The following is a 23,149-nucleotide window of genomic DNA, read 5'->3' as shown; positions in this document are numbered from 1 at the left end:
ATTTCGCTAAAGCACACACCCATCAAACCCCACACTGACATTCCCCGGCAACTCGCCGCGATGCTCCATCAACCAGACATCAAACGTATGCCCCACATGGGTCAACACTGCTGACTTCGGTTGCAGTTCGTCGATGCATTGCAAGGCCAGGTTCAGGTCGTTGTGATTGCGCGGTGCCTGGGGTTGCGGTGGCATTGAGCAGTCCAGCACCAGTACGTCCAATGGCTGACGGCGCAGCCATGCCGTGGTTTGTGGTGGTAGCCCGACGGTGTCGGTGAGGTAGGCGATGCGCCGCCCCTCGCCTTCCAACAGATAGCCCAGGGTTGGTTTGGAGTGCAGCAGCGGCAGTGCTGTCACGCTCAGCGGCCCGAAGGAGCGGGTTTCAAACGCGTCGAACGGCTGGCTGAAATCAAGTATGCCGGGGTGTTTGTAGAGGTCGGCCAGGCCCTCCGGGTCAACCGGACCGTGCACGGGGATCACCAGTCCCTGACCCCAGCGCAAGTGCAGCAAACCTTGTGCATGGTCTGCGTGGTAGTGCGTCTGCAAGATGCCATTGAAACTGCGTGGTGCAAAGCGTTCCGTCAGGTCTGGCAGACCACTGTCGATCAGCCAGCGCTGGTCCCCACATTCGACCAGCGCGCAGCAAGGCAGACGTCGCCAGCGCTCATCGATGTGAGCGCGCGTACAGGCCGCGCACTCACAGCCATAGACCGGGACTTGCCGCGCGTCACCGGTGCCCAACAACGTCAGGCGCATGCCGATTGTTCGTCGATGCAGGCGAGCAAACGTTCAACGGTATTCTCCAGTGCTCCGGAGTTGTCGAGCACATGCAGCGCCGGGTCGTTGTCAGCAAGGACGCGTTTGTTGAAACGGGCATTTCGCGCCAGCCGTGCATCGATTTCCGCGACCGACTCCCGCCCTCGCGCCAGTAACCGCTCGCACAACACAGCCTGGTCCACGGTCAACAACACCACCAGCATCTGCGGATAGCGCGCGCGAGCGTTCTGCAAGTGCCCGCGCGAACCGTTGACCAGCACGTCATCACCCGCCGCCAACCAATCGTCGATTTCCCGAGGGATGCCGTAGGACAGGCCGTTGGCGTGCCAGCTCAGGGCAAACGCGCCCTGAGCTTCCATCTCGGCGAACTGTTGCGTACTGACGCCCAATGCTGCCTCGCCCACCGCTTCCGCCGAACGGGTGATGACCCGCCGTACGATGCGGCAACCCCGTTCGGCCAAGCGCGTGCGCGCTGCATCCAACAGGCTGTCCTTGCCCGAACCGGAAGGCCCGATGAGATAGATCAACCTGCCTGACATCAAAATACCCTCGTCGCTTGTCGCCACACTTGTTGGACCACCGGCAAACCGTCCTGACTGCGTGCCTGAATCAGGTCGGCACGCAAACCCGGCGCAATTTCACCGCGATCAGTCAGCCCCGCCGCCCGCGCCGGATTCAGGCTGACCATGCGCACCGCTTCGGCCAAACCGATCCGCTGGTTCTGCGCAGCCAGCGCAAACGCCGATTGCAGCAGGCTCGCCGGGTAATAGTCGCTGGACAGAATATCCAGCAAGCCTGCGGCGGCCAGATCGGCGGCGGCCACGTTACCCGAGTGCGAACCGCCACGCACGATGTTCGGTGCGCCCATCAGGACCTGCATGCCGTTTTCCCGGCAACCGCGCGCGGCTTCGACGGTGGTCGGGAACTCGGCAATGGTCATGCCGTAGCGCGCCGACTCTTCGACGTGAGCCAGGGTCGCGTCATCATGACTGGCCACCGACAGGCCTAGGGCCAGGCAGTGCTCGACGATTGCCGCCCGATATCGATCGCTGTAAGTGCGCGAGTTGGCCATTTGCAGCGTAATGAACTCATCCATCTGCGTGGTCGTCAGGTGGTATTTGCCCATGTAGTACTCACGGTACTTGGATTCGAGCACGAACTGGCGCTGACCCGGCGAGTGGTCCATCACCGACACCAGTTGCACCAGCGGGTTTTCCACCAGGTCGCGAAACACGGTGAGGGTGTCCGGGTGGCACAGCTCGCAACGCAAATGCAAACGGTGTTCGGCGCGGGTCAGCCCGGCCTCGGAGGCCTTGGAGATAGCCTCGAGCATCGCCGGCAGTTTCTGCATGCGATTGCCCTTGGGGTTCACGTCGCCGATAGATACCGCGTCGAACACCGTGGTGATGCCAGCCGCGATGATCTGCGCATCATGGCTGAGCACCGCCGGCACCGACGGCCAGTCCACGCCAGGACGCGGGGTCATGTGCCGCTCCAGGTTGTCAGTGTGCAACTCCACCAGCCCCGGCAGCAGGTAATCACCATTGAGGTCCAGCGCCTGGGGCAAACGGCTCGGGCCTTCATTGACCTCGGCGATCAAACCGTCGCGCAGCACCACGGTGCCGTAGAACACACGGTCAGCGGTGACCAGTTGGGCATTGCTGAGGATCTGTTCAACGGGCATCGGCGTATTCCTCTGGGTTCACGGCGGCTGGGGTCATGTCGAGATGGCGGTCGGCAACTGCTTCGCGGGCGATGCGGTCGTGGAAGATGCCGATCAGCGCGGCACCGGCGACTTTTGCTTCGTTCATCAGTTCCAGCACCACTTGGCGATTGCCGTCGTCAAGGGAGGCGGTCGGCTCATCGAGCAACATCACCGGCCACGCGACCATGAAGCCTCGGGCGATGTTCACCCGTTGCTGCTCGCCACCGGAGAACGTGCCGGGCGCCAATTGCCAAAGACGTTGTGGAATATTCAGGCGACTGAGCAGCAATTCGGCGCGCGATTGCGCCAGTTGCTTCGACCAGCCACGGGCCAGAGCGGGCTCCATGACGACGTCCAGGCACGCGACCCGCGGGATCACCCGCAGGAACTGGCTGACATAGCCGAGCGTGCGCTGACGCACTTGCAGAATGTCCCGGTGCTCGGCGCCCACCAGCTCCCGCCACTGGCCGTCATGCTGCACGCGAATGCTGCCGCCCGCCGGCAGATAGTTGCCATACAGGGTGCGCAGCAAGGTGCTTTTGCCGGCGCCGGACTGGCCGTGCAACACCAGGCACTCGCCGCCCGCCACACTGAAATCCACCCCGCGCAACACGTTGAGGACCACGCCGTTTTGCTGATGCAGGGTGAAGGTTTTCGAGAGGTCACGGACCTCGATCAAGGTATTCATCGCTCGGTTTCCACAGTTGGACGGGGCTTCACGGCTGCAACACCGAAGACACCAGCAGTTGCGAATAAGGGTGCTGCGGATCGTCGAGAATCTGGTCGGTCAGGCCGGTTTCCACCACCCGCGAACGGCGCATGACCATCAGTCGATCCGCCAGCAAGCGAGCAACCGCCAGGTCGTGGGTGACGATCACCACGGCCAGATCGAGCTCCCGCACCAGGCCGCGCAACAGGTCGAGCAAGCGCGCCTGCACCGAAACGTCGAGGCCACCGGTCGGCTCGTCCATGAACACCAGCCGTGGACTCGACACCAGGTTGCGGGCGATTTGCAGGCGCTGCTGCATGCCACCGGAAAAGGTCCGCGGCAAATCGTCGATACGCTGCGGATCGATTTCCACCTGGCTCAGCCAGTCGAGACCGGCGCCGCGCAACTGTTGGTAATTGCGTACGCCTTGGGCCATCAGGCGTTCGCCGATGTTGGCGCCAGCAGATACGCCCATGCGCAAACCGTCACGCGGGTTCTGTTCGACGAAGCCCCATTCGGTACGCAGCAAGGTGCGGCGCTCGGCTTCGCTGGCGCTGTACAGGTCCAGCCATTGCCCCTGTTTATCGCGATAGCCGATGTTGCCGCGCTGTGGCGGCAAGCGACCGCTGAGCAGCGACAGCAAGGTCGATTTGCCCGAGCCGGACTCGCCGACAATCCCCAACACTTCACCGGGATACAGATCGAAACTGACGTCCTGACAGCCCTTTTCCGGTCCGTACAACAGCGACAAATCACGCACTCGCAACAAGGGTTCGGTGGATACGGACAATTGGTTTTTCAGCGCCTGGTTCATTGACCCTGCTCCTGCTGGCTGACGCGCTGGGCGCAGTAATAAGTGTCGGAACAGACGAAGCTCTGGGTGCCGGCGTCGTCGAGGATCAGCTCGTCGAGGAACGATTCACGGCTACCGCAGATGGCGCAGCACTCTTCCCATTTCTGCGCTTCGAAGGGGTGATCCTCGAAGTCGAGACTGGTAACTCGGGTAAACGGCGGCACCGCGTACAGACGCTTCTCGCGACCGGCACCGAACAGCATCAGCGCCGGACTCATGTCGAGTTTCGGGTTGTCGAATTTCGGGATCGGCGACGGGTCCATCACATAGCGCTCGTCGACCATCACCGGGTAGGCGTAGGCCGTGGCGATGTGGCCGAAGGTAGCGATGTCCTCGTAGAGCTTGACGTGCATGACCCCGTAATCGTTGAGGGCGTGCATTGTCCGCGTCTCGGTTTCCGACGGTTCGATGAAGCGCAGCGGCTCGGGAATCGGCACTTGATAGACCATGATCTGGTCAGCGTGCAGCGGTGTTTCCGGGATGCGGTGACGGGTCTGGATTACCGTCGCGTCCGGCGTACTTTCCGTTGTCTCGACGCCAGCGGTGCGGGCGAAGAAGCGGCGGATCGAGACCGCGTTGGTGGTGTCGTCCGCGCCCTGGTCGATGACCTTGAGCACGTCGTCATCGCCAAGAATCGCGGCGGTCAATTGCATGCCACCGGTGCCCCAGCCGTAAGGCAGCGGCATCTCGCGCCCACCGAACGGCACTTGGTAACCGGGGACCGCCACGGCCTTGAGCAGGGCGCGACGGATCATGCGTTTGGTCTGTTCGTCGAGGTAGGCGAAGTTGTACGCCGCGTCGCGGACCGGCGCTTGAGTCAGGTCATTCATGGTTGCTGCCCTCGGCCGGCTTGCGCAGTTTGCGGATCAGTTCCAGTTCGGCCTGGAAGTCCACGTAGTGAGGTAATTTGAGGTGCGAGACAAACCCCGAGGCTTCGACGTTATCGCAGTGCATCAGCACGAACTCTTCCTGCTGCGCCGGGGACACGATCTCTTCGTTGTACTCGTCGGCGCGTAACGCACGGTCGACCAGCGCCATGCCCATGGCCTTGCGCTCGGCGTGTCCGAAGGCCAGACCGTAGCCGCGAGTGAACTGCGCCAGCTCCGTGGCCGAGCCGACGAACTGGTTGACCATCTCGCACTCGGTGACTTCGATGCTGCCCAGGTTGACGGGGAAACCCAGCTCTTCGGGTTCGATCCACACCTCGACCTCACCGATACGAATCTCACCGGCGAACGGGTGATTGCGGCCATAACCGCGTTGGGTCGAGTAACCCAGCGCCAACAGAAAACCTTCGTCGCCACGGGCCAACGCTTGCAGGCGCTGGGCGCGACTGGCGGGGAACTCCAGCGGATCGCGGGTAATGTCAGCGACGGTTTCGCCGTTGTCGAACTCGTTCTTGATCAAGCCTTCCTTGGCCAGCAAACCGAGGACCCGCGGGCACGGTTCAAGACTGGCATTCGGGGTGGTTTGCGGTCCCGGATATTCACCTTCGGCGAGCAGCGCAAAGTCCAGCAAGCGATGGGTGTAATCGAAAGTCGGCCCGAGCAATTGCCCGCCCGGCACGTCCTTGAACGTGGCAGAGAGGCGGCGGCTGAGTTGCATGTTTTGCGTGTCGATCGGCAGGCTCGGACTGAAGCGCGGCAACGTGGTGCGGTAGGCACGCAGCAGGAAGATCGCTTCGACCATATCCCCCGCCGCTTGCTTGATGGCCAGCGCGGCCAGCTCTTCGTCGTACAGCGAGCCTTCGCTCATGACCCGCGCCACTGCCAGCGGCAGTTGCTGGCGGATCTGCTCAACGCTCAGCTCGGAGACCGAGGTATCGCCCCGGCGTTTTTTCGCCAGCAGACGGTGGGCATTGTCGATGGCCTGTTCGCCACCCTTGACGGCTACGTACATCAGGCACGCTCCTCTGCGATACGGGTGCTGCGTGGCAAACCGATCAGGTCATGGCCGGCCGCGAAAAACAGGTCCAGGCCCCGGGGAAATTCGATGCGGCGTTCACGCTCGCGCCAGAAGCCATCGGCCACCGGCAGCGCCACGCCGTGTTCGCTTTCGATCCCCGGCCCGCGCCACTTCAGCCCTGCCCCGCCGTCGAGGCTTGGCAGTTGAACCAGCAAAGTGCAGGACTGATCGGGGTAGCGGTCGTTGCCATGATCGAAGCCGCTCAGGTCGAGCAAATCGTCGGCGGCAAGCAAGGCAAACCCCGCGTCTTCACGCTTGGCGGTCAGCGGGCAACCACAGTGGAACGCCAGGTTGGCGCGGATCAGCGGCGTGTCGAAGGACGGCGCCAGCCACAGCGGCGTGTCGACATCCAGCAGCGCCAGGCACAGCGCATAAGTCGCCGGTTCCAATCCTTCAAGGCTCGGAGTCGGTTGCAATGTCTGGATCAGACCGGGACCAGCAAGAGCCTTGAGTGCCGCGCGAAAACCGCGCTGGGCATCCAGCACAGGGTCGGCGAACGCCGGTTGCAATAGCTGCGCGCTCATCAATTTTCTCCTCGCACGAGGGTGAAGAATTCGACTTTGGTGGCGGCGGTTTCCGCCTCTTTCTGTGCCCGGCGCTCGGCCTGACTTGCCGCCAGTGGCGTGATCATTTCCGTCAGCCAATGACGCTGTTGCACGCCTTGCAAATGCGCGTCGGCCAGCGCCGCGAGTTCGGCGTGAACCTTGTCGCGACCTGCCAGGTAGCTGTAGCCCGTGCGGCCATCGGCCAGGCGCACCACGCAACGCGTCACGCTCATTTCGCCGACGTTGAACGGCGCGCCATTGCCGCCCATGCGGCCGCGAACCAGGGTCATGCCGATTTCCGGCGCGCGGATCAGTTGGTACTCGATGTCGCGCAGTGCGTCTTCGAAGGGCTGCAATTCATTGCGACGAGCGCGGGCCAGCACGCCGATCCAGTGCTGGCGTTCGGTGTGAGGAACAGGGTTTTGCATGGCGTTCTCCATCAGGTGACGACCTGGTACTGGAAGCGATCCGAACGGCTGGTGGACTGGGCCAGCTCCACCGCACGGCCGTCGCGATCACGGGAAAGGGTGAACACACTCAACGCCGGCAAATGCCGGGGCATCATCAACAACGCGGCTTCTTCGCGGTTGGGCAAACGGGCGCCGATCAGGCTTTGGGTGCGGGTCAGCGGCATGTCCCGTTCGCTGAGGTACTGGCGCAATGAGCCGCCGGTGTAGTCCGCCAGCAGTGGCGCGTGGCTGGCGCAGTAGCGATGGCGAATCAGGCTGACCGGCTGGTGGTCGAGCTTGCGCAAGGTCTGCAATTCAATCATCGGTGCCATCTCGGCGATGCCCAGATGCTGCGCCTCTTCACGGCTGGCAAAGCAGTAGCGACGCTTGAGCAACACCGCCTCGACGCCATGCCCTTGGGCCGACAGCGACTGGCTGTAGGCGCTGTCGGCGGCCATCGGATAAATCAGCGGGCGTTCCAGCACTTGCGTGCCTTTGCCCTGGCGCCGCAACAGGCTGCCTTCGAACACCAATTCATCGATGGCGCGGCGAAGGGTGTGGCGGTTGACACCGAAGCGTTCGGCCAACTGCACCTCGGCCGGCAGGAAATCTCCGGCGCGGTAGTCACCCAGCTCACGACGCAGGATGTCGGCCAATTCGCGGTACACCGGCTCATCTTGTCTAGACAACTGCATGCTTTAAAAAAGCGCCCGCAGGCACCCCTCCGAAAATCAGATGAACTGCTTGCGCAGGCGTTGCGAGAGGATGTCGATCAGGCTGACGACGACGATGATCACCAGCAGCACCGCGCAGGTTTGTACGAACTGAAAAGCGCGAATGTTTTCCCACAGGATCACGCCGATCCCGCCGGCACCGACCATGCCCACCACCGTCGCCGAGCGCACGTTGGCTTCGAAACGGTAGAGCGCATACGAAACCCACAGCGGCATCACTTGCGGAATCACGCCGTAGATCACCTCTTGCAGGGCACTGGCGCCGGTAGCGCGAACGCCTTCGACCGGGCCTGGATCAATCGCCTCGACCGCTTCGGCGAACAGCTTGGCGAGGACGCCGGTGGTGCTGATCCACAGTGCCAGGACACCGGCAAACGGCCCCAAGCCGACGGCCACCACGAACAACATCGCGAAGACCATTTCGTTGATCGAACGGAAGGCATCCATCACCCGACGCAGCGGTTGGTGGATCCACCAAGGCGTGATGTTTTCCGAGCAGAGAATGCCCAGCGGCACCGAGCAGACAATCGCCAGCACCGTGCCCCACAAGGCGATTTGTAAGGTGACGATCATTTCCTTGAGGTACGAGCGCCATTCATGGAAGTCCGGCGGGAAGAAATCTGCGGCGAACGTCGCCATGTTTCCCGAATCGCGGTACAGCGCCATCGGATTCATTTCGGCACCGTGCCAGGCCCAGGCCAGCAGGACCAGAAACAGGCCCCAACCGGCGTATTGCGGCCAGGTACGCTTGCCAACAGCTTCAGCGTGGAGAGTGGTCATGAGGGTTCTCTGAAAAAGTTATGCCGAGTACAAAAAACTGTGGGAGCGAGCCTGCTCGCGATGAGGCCGGCACATGCACCTGCGATGTCGACTGACACATCGTCATCGCGAGCAGGCTCGCTCCCACATGGATCAACCGGCGTTGGCGGTCTTTTTGTCGCTCTTCTCGAGCAAGGTGATGCGCTCTTGCAGCTTGGCCAGCTCGGCGTCGATGTCGGCCAGTTTCTTGGCCTTGTCCGCCGCTTCAAGCTTGGTGTCGGCGCTGATCGTGGTGCGCTGCTTGAACAGCTCCAGCTGACGGATCGGCAGCAATTGGTCGTCGCTGGACTTCAGGAACTTGCCCAACTGCATGCCCGCGAGCACGGCTTTCTCGGAGTCGGTATCGCCGTAGCTGAAGATGAAATCGCGGATCTTCTGCTTCTCGCTGTCACTCAGCGCTTTGCTCCACACCAGCGGGTCGGCCGGGATCAGCGGCGACTTCCAGATCACTTTCAGCAACGCGGCTTTATCAGGTTGGGTGACTTCCAGGCGATCCCAGCTTTCGGTGTTGAAGGTCGCCACGTCCAGTTGCCCCTTGGCCACGCTCAACGCGTTGACCTCATGGCTGGAATTGAGGGTGCGCTTGAAGGCGGTGGCGGCATCGACGTGGTTCTTGGCGAACACGTAATAGCCCGGTACCAGGTAGCCCGAAGTGGAGTTCGGATCGCCGTTACCGAAGGTCAGGTTCTTGGCGTTTTTCAGCATGTCGTCAACGGAGTTGATCGGGCTGTCCTTGCGCGCGATCAACACGCTCCAGTAACCGGCTGCACCGCTGGCGGCTGCGGTTTGGGCGAAGATTTCACCGTTGGAGCGGTCCACGGCTTCAATGGCCGCCTTGTTGCCCAGCCAGGCGACGTCGACCTTGTTGAAGCGCATGCCCTGGATCAGGCCGGCATAGTCAGAGGCGAACGTGGCGTTGATCTTCAGGCCGGTCTGCTTCTGCATGTCATCGAGAAATGGCTGCCAGATGCTCTTGAGGTTTTGCGAAGACTCGGTGGACATGATGCCGAAGTTGATGGCTTTTTCTTCAGCCTGGGCGGTGCCCATTACGCAACTGGCGAGCAGGGCTGCGCCAGCAAAAACACGACCGATACGGTTCAACATGGAAAGGTTTCCTGAGGGTGAACGGTTGGGAAATCCAGGAGTTGTCACGCGCGCGCCATGACCAGGCGGGGCGTGGCTTCGACGGGGCGAAGCTGGTCGGAACACATCAGGCTGGTGTCGATGTCGGCACCATACAAATCGTTGAGGAACTGGCCGCTCAGCTCAGCGGCGCGACCATCGAAATGGATGCGTCCGCCCTTGAGCGCCACGGCGCGCGGGCAATAGCGGGTGGCGTAATCGACTTGATGCAGGGTCACCACCACGGTCTTGCCATCGCGGCGGTTGATGTCGGCGAGGATTTCCATGACCTTGCGCGCCGACTCGGGGTCGAGCGAGGCAATCGGTTCATCCGCCAGAATCACCTCGGCCCGCTGGGTCAACGCACGGGCGATGGCCACGCGTTGCTGCTGGCCGCCGGACAGGGTCGAAGCGCGCTGCGCCGCCAGATCAGCCAGACCGACGCGGTCCAGGGACTCCAGGGCGAATTGTTTTTCTTCGGCGTTGAACAGGCCCAGGTTGCCACGCCAGCGCGGCATGCGCCCCAGGCAGCCGAGCAGTACGTTGTCGAGCACGCTCAGGCGATTGACCAGGTTGAATTGCTGGAAGATATAGCCGATGTCGGCGCGCAGACGTCGCACTTTGCCATTCAATCGACCGCTCGCCTGCACTTCGCGGCCCAGGACCTTGACGCTGCCGCCGTTGTTTTTATCGCAACAGGCCAGGCCCGCGAGATGGCGCAGCAAGGTGGATTTGCCGGAGCCGGACGCGCCGATCAGCGCGACCATCTCACCGGCCGCAATGGTCAGTTCGAGGTCGACCAGTGCGGTTTTACGCGCAAAGGTCTTGTTCAGATGATCGACATGGATAGCTGCGTTCATGGGCTTCTCTGTCTGGTTGAACAGCCGTCCGTGGCTGTATTGGAGTTCAACCGACTTTAGGCACGGGGCATGTCAGCCCTATGACTCGCACAAGTCGCTGGAATAACTATTTGATGAAGGTTTTGTGAAAGGTTGAGCGGGTGGCTCCGGTTTTACACAGTTACTGTGTCTGCTGAAGATCCCTGTGGGAGCCAGCCTGCTGGCGATTTTTTGAGGGTGTACTTATCCGTTTCTGCGGTAACGGCGGCTTATGGTTTCGCTCTTACAGCGACTCACTTTTCCAAACGCCGGAGTGCCGGCCCAGCAAAAGTAAGCAAAAGGCTTTGCCCCGGCGTACGGCCTGCCGAAGGGGTAAAAGATCAAAAGCCAAAGCAAAAGCGAGGCGGCCTACCGGCCGGCCTGTTTGTTTGGTTCGTGCGCATTTCCCTGTAGGAGCTGTCGAGTGCACCGAGGCTGCGATCTTTTGATTTTGTTTTTTACAAGCGAGATCAAAAGATCGCAGCCTGCGGCAGCTCCTACATTGGGCGTGGTACAGCCGTGAAATCTGGTCGGCTGTCAGGCCGCCATCGCCAGAAGGCTGGCTCCTACAATGGATCGGCCTACACCCAGGCTTTTCACCACTCAACAGGCCGAGCGTTAGCTCGCCTGCCGCTTTTGATCTTGATCCACCCGCCCCATCGGCAGGCTGAGTGCAGGCGTTTATCCGGGGGTGGGCGCGCAGCGCCGTGCGGCGCAGCCGCACACATCGAGAGGAGGTCGTCGCGAAGCAGACCGGAGGCGATGCCCCCGGATGAATGCCGGAGCGAAGGAACACCGAGCCTTAGCGAGGGGCCGTACGTAAGGGCGAAACCATAAGCAGCCGTTACCGCAGGAATGGATATGTACATCATCAACACCCACTCCGCCTGACACAAAGCCATCGCCAGCAGGCTGGCTCGCACAAGGTTCGTAAGTGCCCGAGACAAACACGCACCCACAAAAAAGGCGACCCAGAAGGTCGCCTCTTAACGTCACTGCCCGAACTGCCGCCCCAATCCCCCAGGCACACCATGAATATCCGTCTCCTCCCAAGGCCCCTTCGGACTGATCGAACGGCTCCAGCCATTATCCCAACGGTAATAAGTACGCTGGCGATAAAAGGTATTGGGCTGATCATCCAGCACGTAGACACCCAGTTTAGGATCCCAGTGACTATTCCCCCCCGGCGGCGGCGCGAAACTGGCCGAGGTCCGGGGCAGCGATTTGGCGGGCTTGGCCGGCGTGGACGGCTTGCTCGGCACAGTAGACGGCACCGGCTTGGTACTTGGCTGCGATGGCGGGATCGGAGGTCGCGTCGGCTGCTCCGAAGGTGGCCGTTGGACCGCACAAGCGCTCAGCCCTAAAACAACGCTGAGCAAGGTGATACGAGCGATGGCGGTCATGAGGGTGCTTCCTGTTATTTATCCGGGCTGTCGATAGTCAGTGTTTGCGGCGCGGTGGTGCTGCTAGCCAAGGGTTGGCTGCGACCGATCCACTCGCCAGCGGTAGGTTTGCCGGCGCGAGAGATGCGCGCAACCAGTTGGACTTCAGGAAAGTTCGACAGTTTCAACTGCGGCATCATTGCGTCAGCATCGCTCAACTCAACGGTTGCCGGCAGATCAGCCACGGTCAGACGCTTGGCTGCCAAAGGCGCGGGAGGACCGTTGGTGGCACGAGCGAAGATGAACACACTGTCACCCGGCTGAACCTTCGCCTTGAGGTCCGGCGCCAGATCGACGCTGACCTTGAGCAATGCCGTCGCTTTAGCCACGGGAGCCTTGACCACCTGGCCACCGCTGGCCACCAGTTTCTCGGTGGCGCGAGTAATCCCGCCTTGCAGCGCGATTCGCGATTTATCGTCCGCCGGCAGTTGCTCCAGCAGGCGATTCCAGTAGTCGATGGCGTCCTGGTAACGCTCGGCTTCGAATGCGGCGATGCCCAACAACCCGAGGCTGGTGACTTCTTTCGGATCGGCTTTCAACGCTTCGTCGGTCAACGCCTGAACCTTGTCCGACCATTTCTTGCCGTCGGCAAAGTACTGGGCCTGAGCCCACTGCCCCAGCAGTTCAGGCTGGCGCCCGGCGAGGTTGACGGTGCGCTCGAAAATCTTCGCCGCATCCGCTGGTCGATCCTGAGTCATGTAGGTGCGACCGAGGAAATACAGGGCCTCGGCGGAATCCGGCTGTGCCGCCACCGCGCGCTCCAGACGCTGGGTCATTTCTTCCATCGACTTCGGCGCCTGGGAGAATTCCCGGGTCAGCTCGACTTTGTCGCTGGCGCCGAAATGCAGGTACAACCCCAGGCCCAGCACCGGAACCAGAATCGCCGCCAGCAACGGTGCCGGTTTGCCCAGACGCGTGACGCGTGGCGCGGCGACGCCTTCGGTGTCGGCGAGCAATTCCCGGGCGGCTTCAGCGCGACCGGCATCCATTTGTGCGGCGTCGAGCACGCCCTCTTCCTGCTGAGTCTGCAACTCAGCCACGCGCTCTTGATACAACGCCACGTTCAGGGCAGTACGATCCTCTTCGAGCTGGGCGCGACGGCTGCGCAGAACGGGGATCAACAGAAAACTCAGGGCCACCAGAAGGAGCAGACCTGCAGCGAGCCAGAAATCAATCATTCTTGGTTTTTATCCAACAGTTGATCGAGGCGCTTGCGCTCCTCGGCAGAAAGCGTGTCCGGGGTATCAGCGCGTTGCACGCGACGACGGCGGACGATCACCGCGATGATCACAAAACCGCCCAGCAGGAGGCCGGCAGGACCAAACCAGAGCAATGCGGTCTTGGCGTTCAGGGCCGGTTTGTAGCGGACGAAATCACCGTATCGATCGACCATGAAGTCGATGATCTGCTGATTGTCCTTGCCCTCGCCGAGCATGCGGAAAATCTCTTTGCGCAGGTCCGCGGCGATCGGTGCGTTGGAGTCGGCGATGTCCTGGTTCTGGCACTTGGGGCAGCGCAACTCCTTGGTCAACTCACGAAAACGCTCGCGATCGCCTTCCTTGGCGAACTCGTAGGTGTCGATGGCGGCGTGCGCCACACCGGCCAGGCTCAAGCCCAGAACAACAGCAGCCACCCAGCGCTTCATGGCTTGGCCTCATCAACCAGCGCCTGATACTTGGCCGCCAGTTTTTCGCGCCAGACCTGCTCGTCAATCACACCGACAAACTTGTCGCGGATGATGCCCTTGGCGTCGATGAAGAAGGTTTCCGGCGCGCCGTAAACCCCGAGGTTCAGGCCCAGGGTGCCGGCGTCGTCACGGATATCCAGCTGATACGGGTTGTGAAATTCCGACAGCCACTTCAAGGCATCGGCGTTGACGTCCTTGTAGTTGATGCCGTAGATCACCACGCCTTTCTCGGCCAGTTTGTTCAGCACCGGGTGCTCGACCCGGCAGGAAATGCACCAGGTCCCCCAGACGTTGACCAGTGCCGGTTTACCGAGGATGTCGGCGCGGGTCAGGGTCTTGTCGCCCTGCACCGCTGGCAGGGAGAACTCCGGGAACGGCTTGCCGATCATTGCCGAAGGCAGCTCGGCGGGGTCCAGATACAGTCCGCGATAAAGGAACACAGCGACCACCAGAAAAATCGCCAGTGGCAACAACATCAACCAACGTCTCATGCAGTGGCTCCCGACATGCCCAGCGCTTCACGCACACGGCTTTTCACCTTGACCCGATAACGACGATCCAGCGCCGCCAGCAATCCGCCCAGACCGGTGAGCAAGCCACCGAACCAGATCCAGCGCACGAACGGTTTGACGTGCACCCGAACTGCCCAAGCGCCATCGCCCAGCGGTTCACCCAGAGCAACGTAGAGGTCACGGGTGAAACCGGCGTCGATCCCGGCCTCGGTCATCACCGAGTTCTGCACGGTGTACAGGCGTTTTTCCGGGTGCAGCACGCTGACTTCCTTGCCATCGCGGATCACCCGCACAGTGCCTTTGTCGGAAGTGAAATTCGGGCCTTCGAAGTGCTTGGCGCCTTCGAAGACGAACTGGTAGCCGCCCAGGTCCATGGATTCGCCCGGCGCCAGGCGCAAATCGCGCTCGGCACTGTTCTGGCTCGACAGCACCACGCCGAGGGCGCAGACCGCGATACCCAGGTGCGCCACCTGCATGCCCCAGTAGCTGCGGGTCAGGGTCGGCAGGCCTTTGATCAAGCCTTTGTGGCGCGTCTTGTCGAAGATGTCACGCACACCGGCCAGCAACACCCAGGCCGCAAGCATGAACGTCGCCAGCACCGCCCAGTTGAAATCGCCATAAGCGACGCCAGCCACCACGGCCAGCGCGGCGCTGCCGAGCAACACCGGGGTCAGCATGCTCATCAGCCATTTGACCGGGGTGTCTTTCCAGCGCACCAGCATGCCCACTGCCATCACTACCATCAGCAACCCCATCAACGGAATGAACAACGCGTTGAAGTACGGCGGGCCGACCGACAGCTTGGCGCCGGTCATCGCATCGAGAATCAGCGGGTACAAAGTGCCGAGCAGGATCATCGAAGCTGCAACCACCAGCACCAGGTTGTTGCCCAGCAACAGGGTTTCCCGGGACCAGAGGTTGAAGCCGACCTGGCTCTTGACCACCGGTGCGCGCAAGGCGAACAAGGTCAGCGAGCCACCGACCACGAACAGCAGGAAAATCAGGATGAACACGCCGCGCTCCGGGTCGGAGGCAAACGCATGAACCGAAGTCAGCACGCCGGAACGCACGAGGAAGGTGCCAAGCAAGCTCAACGAGAACGCGGCGATCGCCAGCAACACGGTCCAGCTCTTGAACACGCCGCGTTTTTCCGTGACCGCCAACGAGTGAATCAACGCGGTGCCCACCAGCCATGGCATGAACGAGGCGTTTTCCACCGGGTCCCAGAACCACCAGCCGCCCCAGCCGAGTTCGTAATACGCCCACCACGAACCGAGGGTGATGCCGATACCGAGAAACGCCCACGCAACGATGGTCCACGGACGCGACCAACGCGCCCACGCCGCATCAAGGCGACCGCCCATCAGCGCGGCAATCGCGAAAGCAAACGCCACGGAGAAACCGACGTAGCCCATGTACAGCATCGGCGGGTGGACGATCAGGCCGATGTCTTGCAGCAACGGGTTGAGGTCGGCGCCGTCGCTGGGCACTTGCGGCAGGATGCGTTTGAACGGGTTCGAGGTCAGGATCAGGAACAGCAGGAAACCGGTGCTGATCATGCCCATCACCGCCAACACGCGGGCCAGCATGACTTGCGGCAATTGCCGGGAGAACACCGAGACCGCGAAGGTCCAGCCGCCGAGGATCAGCGCCCACAGCAGCAACGAACCTTCGTGGGCGCCCCATACGGCGCTGAATTTGTAGTACCACGGCAACGCGCTGTTGGAGTTGTTGGCCACATAGGCCACGGAGAAATCATCGACCATGAAGGCGTAGGTCAGGCAACCGAAGGCGAACAGCAAAAACGCGAACTGCCCCCATGCGGCTGGCTGGGCCAGGCTCATCCAGAAACGGTCACCGCGCCAGGCACCGACCAATGGCACCACGGCTTGAACCAGCGCGAAACACAGCGCCAGGATCATGGCCAGGTGGCCCAGCTCCGGGATAAATATTCCAGATGTCATCGGTTAGCCCTCTTTCGCAGGAGTAGGTGCCGACTGGCCGCTGTCTTTCAGGGCCTTGGTCACTTCCGGCGGCATGTACTTTTCATCGTGCTTGGCCAGCACTTCATCGGCCACCACTACGCCATCGGCGTTGATCTTGCCCAGGGCGACGATGCCCTGCCCTTCGCGGAACAGGTCCGGAAGGATGCCGCGGTAAGTGATAGTCACGGACTTGTTGAAGTCGGTAACGACGAACTTCACGTCCAGCGAGTCGCCGGAGCGCTGCAAGGAACCGGCCTCGACCATGCCGCCAGCACGGATGCGCGTGTCTTGCGGGGCTTCGCCATTGGCGATCTGGGTCGGTGTATAAAACAGGTTGATGTTCTGCTGCAGGGCACTCAGGGCCAGGCCGACGGCAGCGCCGACCCCGACCAGGATGGCCAGAATGATGATAAGTCGCTTTTTACGCAGCGGATTCACTTGCCGTTCTCCCGGCGCAGACGACGCGCCTCTTGTTGCAGATACCGCTTGCGGGCCAGGATTGGCGCCGCCACGTTGAGGGCCAGCACCGCCAGGCAGATGCCGTAGGCCGACCAGACATACAGGCCGTGATGGCCCATGGCGAGGAAATCGCCGAATGACGCAAAACTCATCTAGCGATCTCCAGGCTGTTTTCCACTTCAGCTTTCACCCAACTGGCCCGTGCTTCCCGCTTGAGCACTTCAAGGCGCATGCGCAGCAGCAGGACCGCGCCGAAGAAACAGTAGAAACCCAGCGCCGTCAGCAGCAATGGCAGCCACATCTCTGCCGGCATCGCCGGCTTTTCGGTGAGGGTGAACGTCGCGCCCTGGTGCAGGGTGTTCCACCACTCCACCGAGTACTTGATGATCGGGATATTGATGACGCCAACAATCGCCAGCACCGCGCAAGCCTTGGCCGCGCTGTCACGATTACTGATGGCGTTGCCCAGCGCAATGAGACCGAAGTACAGGAAAAGCAGGATAAGCATGGACGTAAGGCGTGCATCCCAGACCCACCACGAGCCCCAGGTCGGTTTGCCCCAGATCGCCCCGGTGACCAGCGCCACGGCGGTCATCCAGGCACCGATGGGCGCCGCGCATTGCAGGGCGACGTCGGCCAGTTTCATCTTCCACACCAGCCCGACGACGCCGCACACCGCCAGCATCACGTAGATGGACTGCGCCAGCATGGCGGCCGGAACGTGGATATAGATGATGCGGAAACTATTGCCTTGCTGGTAATCCGGCGGCGCAAACGCCAGACCCCAGACCACGCCGACGCCGATCAGCAGCAACGCCGCGACGCTCAGCCAGGGCAGCATTTTGCCGCTGATGCCGTAAAACCATTTGGGCGAGCCGAGCTTGTGAAACCACGTCCAGTTCATACTTTGTTTCCGTCACGGTTGCTCTTTACTGTGAAGAGCCAGGGCCTGCCTTTCTTCAAAAGAAGTGATCAAAAAATGATCAGGCCTCATTATTATTCGCCGACGCTGATCTTCAGGCCAGCAGCTATTGCAAAAGGTGTCAGGGTTATCGCCAGGGCGGTCAGGCTACCAAGCCACAGCAGATAACCGGTCGCCGGCATGCCCTGCAGCGCGGCCTGCAAGGCGCCACTGCCAAGGATCAACACCGGGATGTACAGCGGCAGAATCAGCAACGCCAGCAACAGGCCACCGCGCTTCAAACCGACCGTCAGGGCTGCGCCCACCGCACCGAGCAGGCTCAGCACCGGTGTACCCAGCAACAACGAAAGCAGCAACACCGGCAGACAGGCGGCAGGCAGACCGAGCATCAAAGCCAGCAAGGGTGCGAGCAAAACCAGTGCCAGGCCGGAAAACGCCCAGTGTGCCAGCACCTTGGCCAAAACCAGAAGAGCCAGGGGGTGCGGCGAAAGGACCCACTGTTCCAGCGATCCATCCTCGAAATCACTGCGGAAAAGCCCGTCCAGCGAGAGCAAAACCGATAAAAGCGCTGCCACCCAGACCAGTCCCGGAGACAAGGTTTGCAACAATTGAGACTCGGGACCAACCGCCAACGGGAACAGCGAAACGACGATGGCAAAGAACACCAGCGGATTGGCCAGTTCCGCGGGACGGCGGAACAGCAGACGGGCCTCACGGGCGACCAACAGGCCGAAAACACTCATACGGCCCATTTCCCCAGATCAATATCGCGGTAACCGGCCGGCATCCGGCTCAGCGTGTGGTGAGTGGTCAATACCACCATGCCACCGCGCTCGCAGTGGGCGGCCAGGTGTTCTTCGAGTTGCGCCACGCCTTGCTTGTCGAGAGCGGTGAACGGTTCGTCGAGAATCCACAGCGGCGGGCTATCCAGATACAAGCGTGCCAGCGCAACGCGGCGCTGTTGCCCGGCGGACAGGGTGTGACACGGAACATCTTCGAAACCGCGCAGCCCGACAGCGGCCAAGGCTTGCCAGATCGCTTCCACGGAGGCCGGTTGATGCAGGGCGCAGAGCCAGCTCAGGTTCTCTTCGGGCGTCAGCAGGTCCTTGATCCCGGCGGCATGGCCGATCCACAGCAGGTTGCGCGCCAGCTCCGTGCGTTGCTCGTGCAGCGGCTGACCGTTGAGCAACACTTGACCGGCGGTCGGCTGCATCAACCCGGACAGCAGGCGCAACAGGCTGGTCTTGCCACTGCCGTTGGGGCCGCTGATCTGCACCATTTCGCCACTGGCCAGTCTCAAATCGAGATTTTCGAAAAGCAGCCGAAGGTCCCGCTCACAGGCAAGGGCAACGGTTTGCAGGACAGGACTGGTCAAGGGTTCACGGGCCTTATACGGTTCAAGTCGGCTCTGGCGCGGCCGTTAAAGAGATGCAGAATAAATGTATTGGCGGCCCAAACTAGCGAGCTGCGTCAAATAATTGCAATGTTATCGGCACTCTGTATACAACTGCGCGGCATTATACATGCCATCCCCTACTCTAAAGCGTGCATTTTCCCAAGGTTGTGACCGCGTATGACAGGCGAAATGAACATCCTCCCGCTACCGCAGACCACCCCTGCATCTGCGCGCCCACAGGCAGTAAGCGGCGAGTTGCTCAAGCTGCTGACGCCCATCGAAGGCCTGATCACTGCGGGCCAGACTGCCAAGGCTGAAGTGCTGTCGCTCAAGCAGGCGGACCAGACTTTTCAGCTACTGCTCAAGGTCACCCTCGACAGCGGCCGCCAAACCACGGTCCAGGCCACCAGCAATCAGCCGTTGGCCCAAGGCACCAGTGTGGCCGTGACTCAACCATCGGCTGGCAACCTGGCGATCACCGTGCAGCAGGCCATCGCCTCCAGCGTTGCCACCCTCACCCGTCTCGACACCGCGCAACTGCCGGTGGGGACGCTGTTGCAGGGCAAAGTGCTGACCTCCCAGGTGTTGCCGCAAGTGCCGGGGCAACCGACCGTGTTTCGCTCGATGGTCAGCCTGCTCAACACCGCCCTCAGTGGCAGCACCCTGAGCATCGACAGCCCGCAGCCATTGCGTATCGGCACGTTGCTCAGTGCGCAGGTGCAGGACACGCAAACGCTGAAGTTCGTACCGTTGAGCAGCCGCCAGGAGCAATTGGCGGTAACCCAGCAACTGGTCAGCCAGACCAGCCGCCAGGGCTCGCTGGATGGTTTGCTCAAACTCCTGCAAAACTTGCCGCCCTCGAATCAGACCTCCAGTGATTTGCATGCCACGGTCGACAAGCTGCTCTCTGGCCTACCGGACGTCCGGCAACTGAGCACACCCAAAGGCCTGGCGCTGGCTCTGGCCGGCAGCGGTGCGTTTCTCGAATCGAAACTGCTGACCGGCCAGAACCCGACGGCCGCACCCGATATGAAAGGAGACTTGCTCAAGCTCATCGCGCAACTGACACCGGGGCTGCCGGCCAGCACCAATCTCAGTGCAATCATTGCTGCTAACACGCTGGCCCAGGCGATGCCGAGTTTCGTGCGCAACGCTTTGGGCATGCTCGGCCAGGTCAGCGCCAAACCATCGCCGACAAGTTTTCCGTTGCCTGAACGGATGCTGCAAAGCGCAGACGGCGAAGACGATCTCGAACACCTGCTGCGCCTCGCCGCCGCCGCGGTTTCGCGCTTGCAAAGCCATCAGTTGTCGAGCCTCGAGCAAACCGGCGTGACCAATGACGGTCGCCTGATGAGCACCTGGCAGCTGGAAGTGCCGATGCGCAATATGCAGGACATCGTACCGTTGCAGATCAAGTTCCAGCGCGAAGACGCGCCGGAAAAAGAGCAGCCCCAGGAACGCCGCGACGAGCGCGAGCCGAAACAACAACTGTGGCGTGTCGAAATGGCCTTTGACATGGAGCCGCTGGGGCCGATGCAGGTCCAGGCGCAATTGATCAAGGGCAGCCTGTCCAGCCAGCTCTGGGCCGAACGGCCGTACACCGCCAGCCTGATCGAAAGCAATCTGGCGGCATTGCGCGCGCGTATGCTCGATTGTGGCCTGAATGTCGGCGATCTCGATTGCCATCACGGCAAGCCACCGCAAGGCCCACAAACTCGTCTAGAACAACGCTGGGTCGACGAAACCGCATGAGAAATCCCAACGCCCCACGCCAGGCCATCGCCCTCAAATATGACGGCAGCCACGCCCCGACCCTTACGGCCAAGGGTGATGAAGAACTGGCGGAAGAAATTCTGCGGATCGCCCGCGACTACGAAGTGCCGATCTACGAAAACGCCGAATTGGTGAGATTGCTCGCACGCATGGAGTTGGGCGACAGCATTCCGGAAGACTTGTACCGGACGATTGCCGAGATCATTGCGTTTGCTTGGAATCTGAAAGGCAAGTTTCCGGCGGGACAGGATCCGGACGCGCCAATGGTCGAGAAGGACGTTACTGAGCGTGGGGATGATTATTGAGTCTGGGGAGGGTTCTGGGGTGAAGTGAAAAGATCGCAGCCTCGTTTTACTCGACAGCTCCTACAGGGTGTACGCCTTCCCAATGTAGGAGCTGTCGAGTGAAACGAGGCTGCGATCTTTTGATCTGTCAGTTCTTATGCAGCTTGCTCATCAACTCCGCCTCAGCCTGGGTCAAGCCGCAGGACTGGGTCAGTTCGTCGACGCTCGCGCCCATCCCGACCAGTCGCGCCGCCTGGGCGAACGAGAGGCTGGTGGGGTCGCGCTGTTCCAGCTGAACGAGTTTGTCCGGCAACGGCGCGACGATCGCGCGCAGTTCATGCAGGTCTTCACCCATGCGAACGTTGCCGTTCTGATAGTCGTCAACGCGCTTGCCCAGGTCCTTGATGCGCTGATCGCGCAGCGCGTCACCTTGGGCCTGTTGTGCGGCGATCTGTTTCTGAGCGCGAATGTACGCCAGGAACATTGCCAGCGTGCCTGCCCAGAACAGGAACAGGACAATGACCGCAACCTCGAGAATCAATCAGATACTCTCCAGTTCCGACCATTCTTCTTCGCTCATCATCTTGTCCAGTTCGACCAGGATAAGCAGTTCGTTGTTCTTGTTGCACACGCCTTGAATGAACTTCGCGGATTCTTCGTTACCGACGTTCGGCGCGGTTTCGATTTCCGACTGACGCAGGTAAACCACTTCGGCCACGCTGTCGACCATGATCCCGACGACTTGCTTGTCGGCTTCGATGATGACGATACGGGTGTTGTCGCTGATCTCGGCATTCATCAGGCCGAAACGCTGGCGGGTGTCGATCACGGTGACCACGTTACCGCGCAGGTTGATGATGCCCAGCACGTAGCTCGGGGCACCCGGGACCGGGGCGATTTCGGTGTAGCGCAGGACTTCCTGAACGCGCATCACGTTGATGCCGTAGGTCTCGTTGTCCAGCTTGAAGGTGACCCATTGCAGGATCGGATCTTCGGAACCTTTTGCCGCCGTTGCCTTGTCATTCATACCCTGACCCCTCAAGAAACCGCCCTAGCGGTGTTGTTCTGTTATGTAGTTTTGTGGGTCGGCTTGCTGCCGCCCATGTGCTTTGCGCCGCCGCTGGCGATCAACTCCGCCAGCGCGGAAACGTCGAGCAACGCACACATGTGTTCAATCACCGTGCCCGCCAGCCATGGCCGTTGACCACGGTGACTGCGCCACTTGATTTCGTTCGGATCCAGGCGCAACGAACGGCTGACCTGATGCACCGCCAGCCCCCATTCATAGCCCTGGACGGAAATGACGTATTGCAGGCCTTGCTTGAAATCGTCGCGATAACGGTCGGGCATGACCCACCGAGCGGTATCCAGCACTTTCAGGTTGCCTGCCTGACTCGGCAAGATCCCGAGAAACCACTCAGGCTGGCCGAACAACGGCGTCAGCTCATGACCGGCCAGGGAATAAATCGAACCCAGGCACACCAACGGCACCGCCAGGGTCAACCCGGCGACATCGAACAACAGGCATTCGAACGGCTCGGCGGCCCAGTACGGACGACCATCGGTTTCCACCGGTGGTGGGGTGATGGCGGGCGGCAAATGAACTTCGACCACCGGCGCAACCAAGGCTTGCTGGACTTCGACGACTGTCGGCTCCGGCGCCTGCTGCACTTCGGCAACCGGCGTGACCAGTGTTTGCAGCAATGGCGCGATGGTCGAGACCGGCGACAGGATCGGTGCAGGCGCTTCGATCACGGCAACAGCCGGACGCGCCGGCACGTCCACCGGCTCAGCGGCCTTGGCGACAGGCTCGGCAGCACGCCTGACCTGCTCGGCATCACGGGCCTGCTCTTCAAGTACCGCAGCCTGGAACTCATCGAGAACCGCTTCGGCTTCGGCTACCTCAGGCAGCGCTTCAACCGGCGATAACAGTTCCTCGGTCACCTCTTGCAGAAGGTTGTCCAGGTACGACTGCAACGCCAGTTGCGGGCGTGACGTGAGCTTCAGTGGCCGATTCATGCGCATGCTCTCACTGCAGGAGCTGCCGCAGGCTGCGATCTTTTAGCGATTTCTAACGCACCGCAAAACCAGATCAAAAGATCGCAGCCTGCGGCAGCTCCTACAGGAATTGAA

27 protein-coding genes and 1 pseudogene are annotated in these 23,149 nt (G+C 61.4%); 2 read left to right on the top strand and 26 right to left on the bottom strand.

What is annotated here, in order from left to right; genetic code table 11:
• Positions 1-6: 6 nt before the first annotated feature.
• The 23 genes and pseudogenes from phnP to ccmA form a co-directional block, all read right to left on the bottom strand.
• The gene (gene phnP / locus KVG88_RS11530; RefSeq protein WP_217871391.1) at positions 7-756 is read right to left on the bottom strand and encodes a phosphonate metabolism protein PhnP; all 750 of its coding nucleotides are present in this window, start codon (positions 754-756) and stop codon (positions 7-9) included.
• Entirely contained in the window at positions 747-1,316 is a 570-nt protein-coding gene (gene phnN / locus KVG88_RS11525) for a phosphonate metabolism protein/1,5-bisphosphokinase (PRPP-forming) PhnN (RefSeq protein WP_217871390.1), read from the bottom strand. The genes phnP and phnN overlap by 10 nt, the downstream gene beginning before the upstream one ends.
• Entirely contained in the window at positions 1,316-2,461 is a 1,146-nt protein-coding gene (locus KVG88_RS11520; RefSeq protein WP_150702736.1) for an alpha-D-ribose 1-methylphosphonate 5-triphosphate diphosphatase, read from the bottom strand. Before KVG88_RS11520 ends, phnN begins: the two co-directional genes overlap by 1 nt.
• Complete coding sequence (gene phnL / locus KVG88_RS11515) at positions 2,451-3,170, bottom strand: phosphonate C-P lyase system protein PhnL (protein ID WP_217871389.1); 720 nt, start codon at positions 3,168-3,170, stop codon at positions 2,451-2,453. The genes KVG88_RS11520 and phnL overlap by 11 nt, the downstream gene beginning before the upstream one ends.
• A gap of 28 nt (positions 3,171-3,198) precedes the next feature.
• Complete coding sequence (gene phnK / locus KVG88_RS11510; protein ID WP_217871388.1) at positions 3,199-4,005, bottom strand: phosphonate C-P lyase system protein PhnK; 807 nt, start codon at positions 4,003-4,005, stop codon at positions 3,199-3,201.
• Positions 4,002-4,866: pseudogene (locus KVG88_RS11505) on the bottom strand (alpha-D-ribose 1-methylphosphonate 5-phosphate C-P-lyase PhnJ); the annotation flags it as partial. The pseudogene KVG88_RS11505 and the gene phnK, both read right to left, overlap by 4 nt.
• Positions 4,867-5,943: a carbon-phosphorus lyase complex subunit gene (locus KVG88_RS11500; protein WP_217871386.1), complete on the bottom strand. Its 1,077-nt coding sequence runs from the start codon at positions 5,941-5,943 to the stop codon at positions 4,867-4,869.
• Positions 5,943-6,533, bottom strand: a complete 591-nt coding sequence (gene phnH, locus KVG88_RS11495; protein WP_150702731.1) for a phosphonate C-P lyase system protein PhnH — start codon at positions 6,531-6,533, stop codon at positions 5,943-5,945. The genes KVG88_RS11500 and phnH overlap by 1 nt, the downstream gene beginning before the upstream one ends.
• The gene (phnG, locus tag KVG88_RS11490) at positions 6,533-6,982 is read right to left on the bottom strand and encodes a phosphonate C-P lyase system protein PhnG (RefSeq protein ID WP_225933964.1); all 450 of its coding nucleotides are present in this window, start codon (positions 6,980-6,982) and stop codon (positions 6,533-6,535) included. The genes phnH and phnG overlap by 1 nt, the downstream gene beginning before the upstream one ends.
• Positions 6,983-6,993: 11 nt before the next feature.
• Positions 6,994-7,698, bottom strand: a complete 705-nt coding sequence (gene phnF, locus KVG88_RS11485) for a phosphonate metabolism transcriptional regulator PhnF (protein WP_191630488.1) — start codon at positions 7,696-7,698, stop codon at positions 6,994-6,996.
• A gap of 36 nt (positions 7,699-7,734) precedes the next feature.
• Complete coding sequence (phnE, locus tag KVG88_RS11480; RefSeq protein ID WP_150702729.1) at positions 7,735-8,517, bottom strand: phosphonate ABC transporter, permease protein PhnE; 783 nt, start codon at positions 8,515-8,517, stop codon at positions 7,735-7,737.
• Between the two features lie 132 nt (positions 8,518-8,649).
• Entirely contained in the window at positions 8,650-9,660 is a 1,011-nt protein-coding gene (gene phnD, locus KVG88_RS11475; RefSeq protein ID WP_217871384.1) for a phosphonate ABC transporter substrate-binding protein, read from the bottom strand.
• 44 nt (positions 9,661-9,704) lie between these two features.
• The gene (phnC, locus tag KVG88_RS11470) at positions 9,705-10,538 is read right to left on the bottom strand and encodes a phosphonate ABC transporter ATP-binding protein (protein ID WP_150702727.1); all 834 of its coding nucleotides are present in this window, start codon (positions 10,536-10,538) and stop codon (positions 9,705-9,707) included.
• Positions 10,539-11,548: 1,010 nt separating this feature from the next.
• Positions 11,549-11,959: a hypothetical protein gene (locus KVG88_RS11465; protein ID WP_217871383.1), complete on the bottom strand. Its 411-nt coding sequence runs from the start codon at positions 11,957-11,959 to the stop codon at positions 11,549-11,551.
• Positions 11,960-11,973: 14 nt separating this feature from the next.
• Entirely contained in the window at positions 11,974-13,176 is a 1,203-nt protein-coding gene (ccmI, locus tag KVG88_RS11460) for a c-type cytochrome biogenesis protein CcmI (RefSeq protein WP_217871382.1), read from the bottom strand.
• A complete protein-coding gene (locus KVG88_RS11455; RefSeq protein ID WP_217871381.1) occupies positions 13,173-13,643 on the bottom strand; it encodes a cytochrome c-type biogenesis protein in 471 nt (156 codons plus the stop codon). The genes ccmI and KVG88_RS11455 overlap by 4 nt, the downstream gene beginning before the upstream one ends.
• On the bottom strand, positions 13,640-14,176 hold the full coding sequence (locus KVG88_RS11450) for a DsbE family thiol:disulfide interchange protein (RefSeq protein WP_150702722.1): 537 nt from the start codon (positions 14,174-14,176) through the stop codon (positions 13,640-13,642). Before KVG88_RS11450 ends, KVG88_RS11455 begins: the two co-directional genes overlap by 4 nt.
• Positions 14,173-16,161: a heme lyase CcmF/NrfE family subunit gene (locus KVG88_RS11445; protein ID WP_150702721.1), complete on the bottom strand. Its 1,989-nt coding sequence runs from the start codon at positions 16,159-16,161 to the stop codon at positions 14,173-14,175. The genes KVG88_RS11450 and KVG88_RS11445 overlap by 4 nt, the downstream gene beginning before the upstream one ends.
• Positions 16,162-16,164: 3 nt before the next feature.
• The gene (gene ccmE, locus KVG88_RS11440) at positions 16,165-16,620 is read right to left on the bottom strand and encodes a cytochrome c maturation protein CcmE (RefSeq protein ID WP_060541439.1); all 456 of its coding nucleotides are present in this window, start codon (positions 16,618-16,620) and stop codon (positions 16,165-16,167) included.
• Positions 16,617-16,793 carry a heme exporter protein CcmD gene (gene ccmD, locus KVG88_RS11435; RefSeq protein WP_008055370.1) on the bottom strand — a complete coding sequence of 59 codons (177 nt, stop codon included), beginning with the start codon at positions 16,791-16,793 and terminating at the stop codon, positions 16,617-16,619. Before ccmD ends, ccmE begins: the two co-directional genes overlap by 4 nt.
• Positions 16,790-17,545 (bottom strand): heme ABC transporter permease, encoded by a 756-nt coding sequence (locus tag KVG88_RS11430; RefSeq protein WP_217871380.1) that lies wholly within the window; start codon positions 17,543-17,545, stop codon positions 16,790-16,792. Before KVG88_RS11430 ends, ccmD begins: the two co-directional genes overlap by 4 nt.
• Positions 17,546-17,637: 92 nt before the next feature.
• Positions 17,638-18,306, bottom strand: coding sequence for a heme exporter protein CcmB (gene ccmB / locus KVG88_RS11425; RefSeq protein ID WP_007980754.1), 669 nt, complete (start codon positions 18,304-18,306; stop codon positions 17,638-17,640).
• Positions 18,303-18,938 (bottom strand): cytochrome c biogenesis heme-transporting ATPase CcmA, encoded by a 636-nt coding sequence (gene ccmA, locus KVG88_RS11420; RefSeq protein WP_217871379.1) that lies wholly within the window; start codon positions 18,936-18,938, stop codon positions 18,303-18,305. The genes ccmB and ccmA overlap by 4 nt, the downstream gene beginning before the upstream one ends.
• A 198-nt stretch (positions 18,939-19,136) precedes the next feature.
• Between ccmA and fliK the strand changes: the two genes are divergently transcribed.
• Positions 19,137-20,711 carry a flagellar hook-length control protein FliK gene (gene fliK / locus KVG88_RS11415; protein ID WP_217871378.1) on the top strand — a complete coding sequence of 525 codons (1,575 nt, stop codon included), beginning with the start codon at positions 19,137-19,139 and terminating at the stop codon, positions 20,709-20,711.
• Positions 20,708-21,037 carry an EscU/YscU/HrcU family type III secretion system export apparatus switch protein gene (locus KVG88_RS11410; protein ID WP_217871377.1) on the top strand — a complete coding sequence of 110 codons (330 nt, stop codon included), beginning with the start codon at positions 20,708-20,710 and terminating at the stop codon, positions 21,035-21,037. Before fliK ends, KVG88_RS11410 begins: the two co-directional genes overlap by 4 nt.
• Positions 21,038-21,164: 127 nt before the next feature.
• Here KVG88_RS11410 and KVG88_RS11405 read toward each other — a convergent pair whose 3' ends face one another.
• From KVG88_RS11405 to KVG88_RS11395, 3 genes are read right to left on the bottom strand one after another with little or no spacing between them, the layout of a single operon-like run.
• Complete coding sequence (locus KVG88_RS11405) at positions 21,165-21,557, bottom strand: DUF2802 domain-containing protein (protein ID WP_150704834.1); 393 nt, start codon at positions 21,555-21,557, stop codon at positions 21,165-21,167.
• A complete protein-coding gene (locus KVG88_RS11400; protein ID WP_007980742.1) occupies positions 21,558-22,043 on the bottom strand; it encodes a chemotaxis protein CheW in 486 nt (161 codons plus the stop codon).
• Positions 22,044-22,084: 41 nt separating this feature from the next.
• Positions 22,085-23,035 (bottom strand): CheW domain-containing protein, encoded by a 951-nt coding sequence (locus KVG88_RS11395; protein WP_217871376.1) that lies wholly within the window; start codon positions 23,033-23,035, stop codon positions 22,085-22,087.
• Between the last annotated feature and the right edge of the window lie 114 nt (positions 23,036-23,149).

The sequence above is a fragment of the Pseudomonas azerbaijanoccidentalis genome (genome assembly GCF_019145495.1).
Taxonomy (GTDB): domain Bacteria; phylum Pseudomonadota; class Gammaproteobacteria; order Pseudomonadales; family Pseudomonadaceae; genus Aquipseudomonas; species Aquipseudomonas azerbaijanoccidentalis.
The sequence above is the reverse complement of the archived record's forward strand: the minus strand, read 5'-3'. Positions and strand labels throughout refer to the sequence as shown.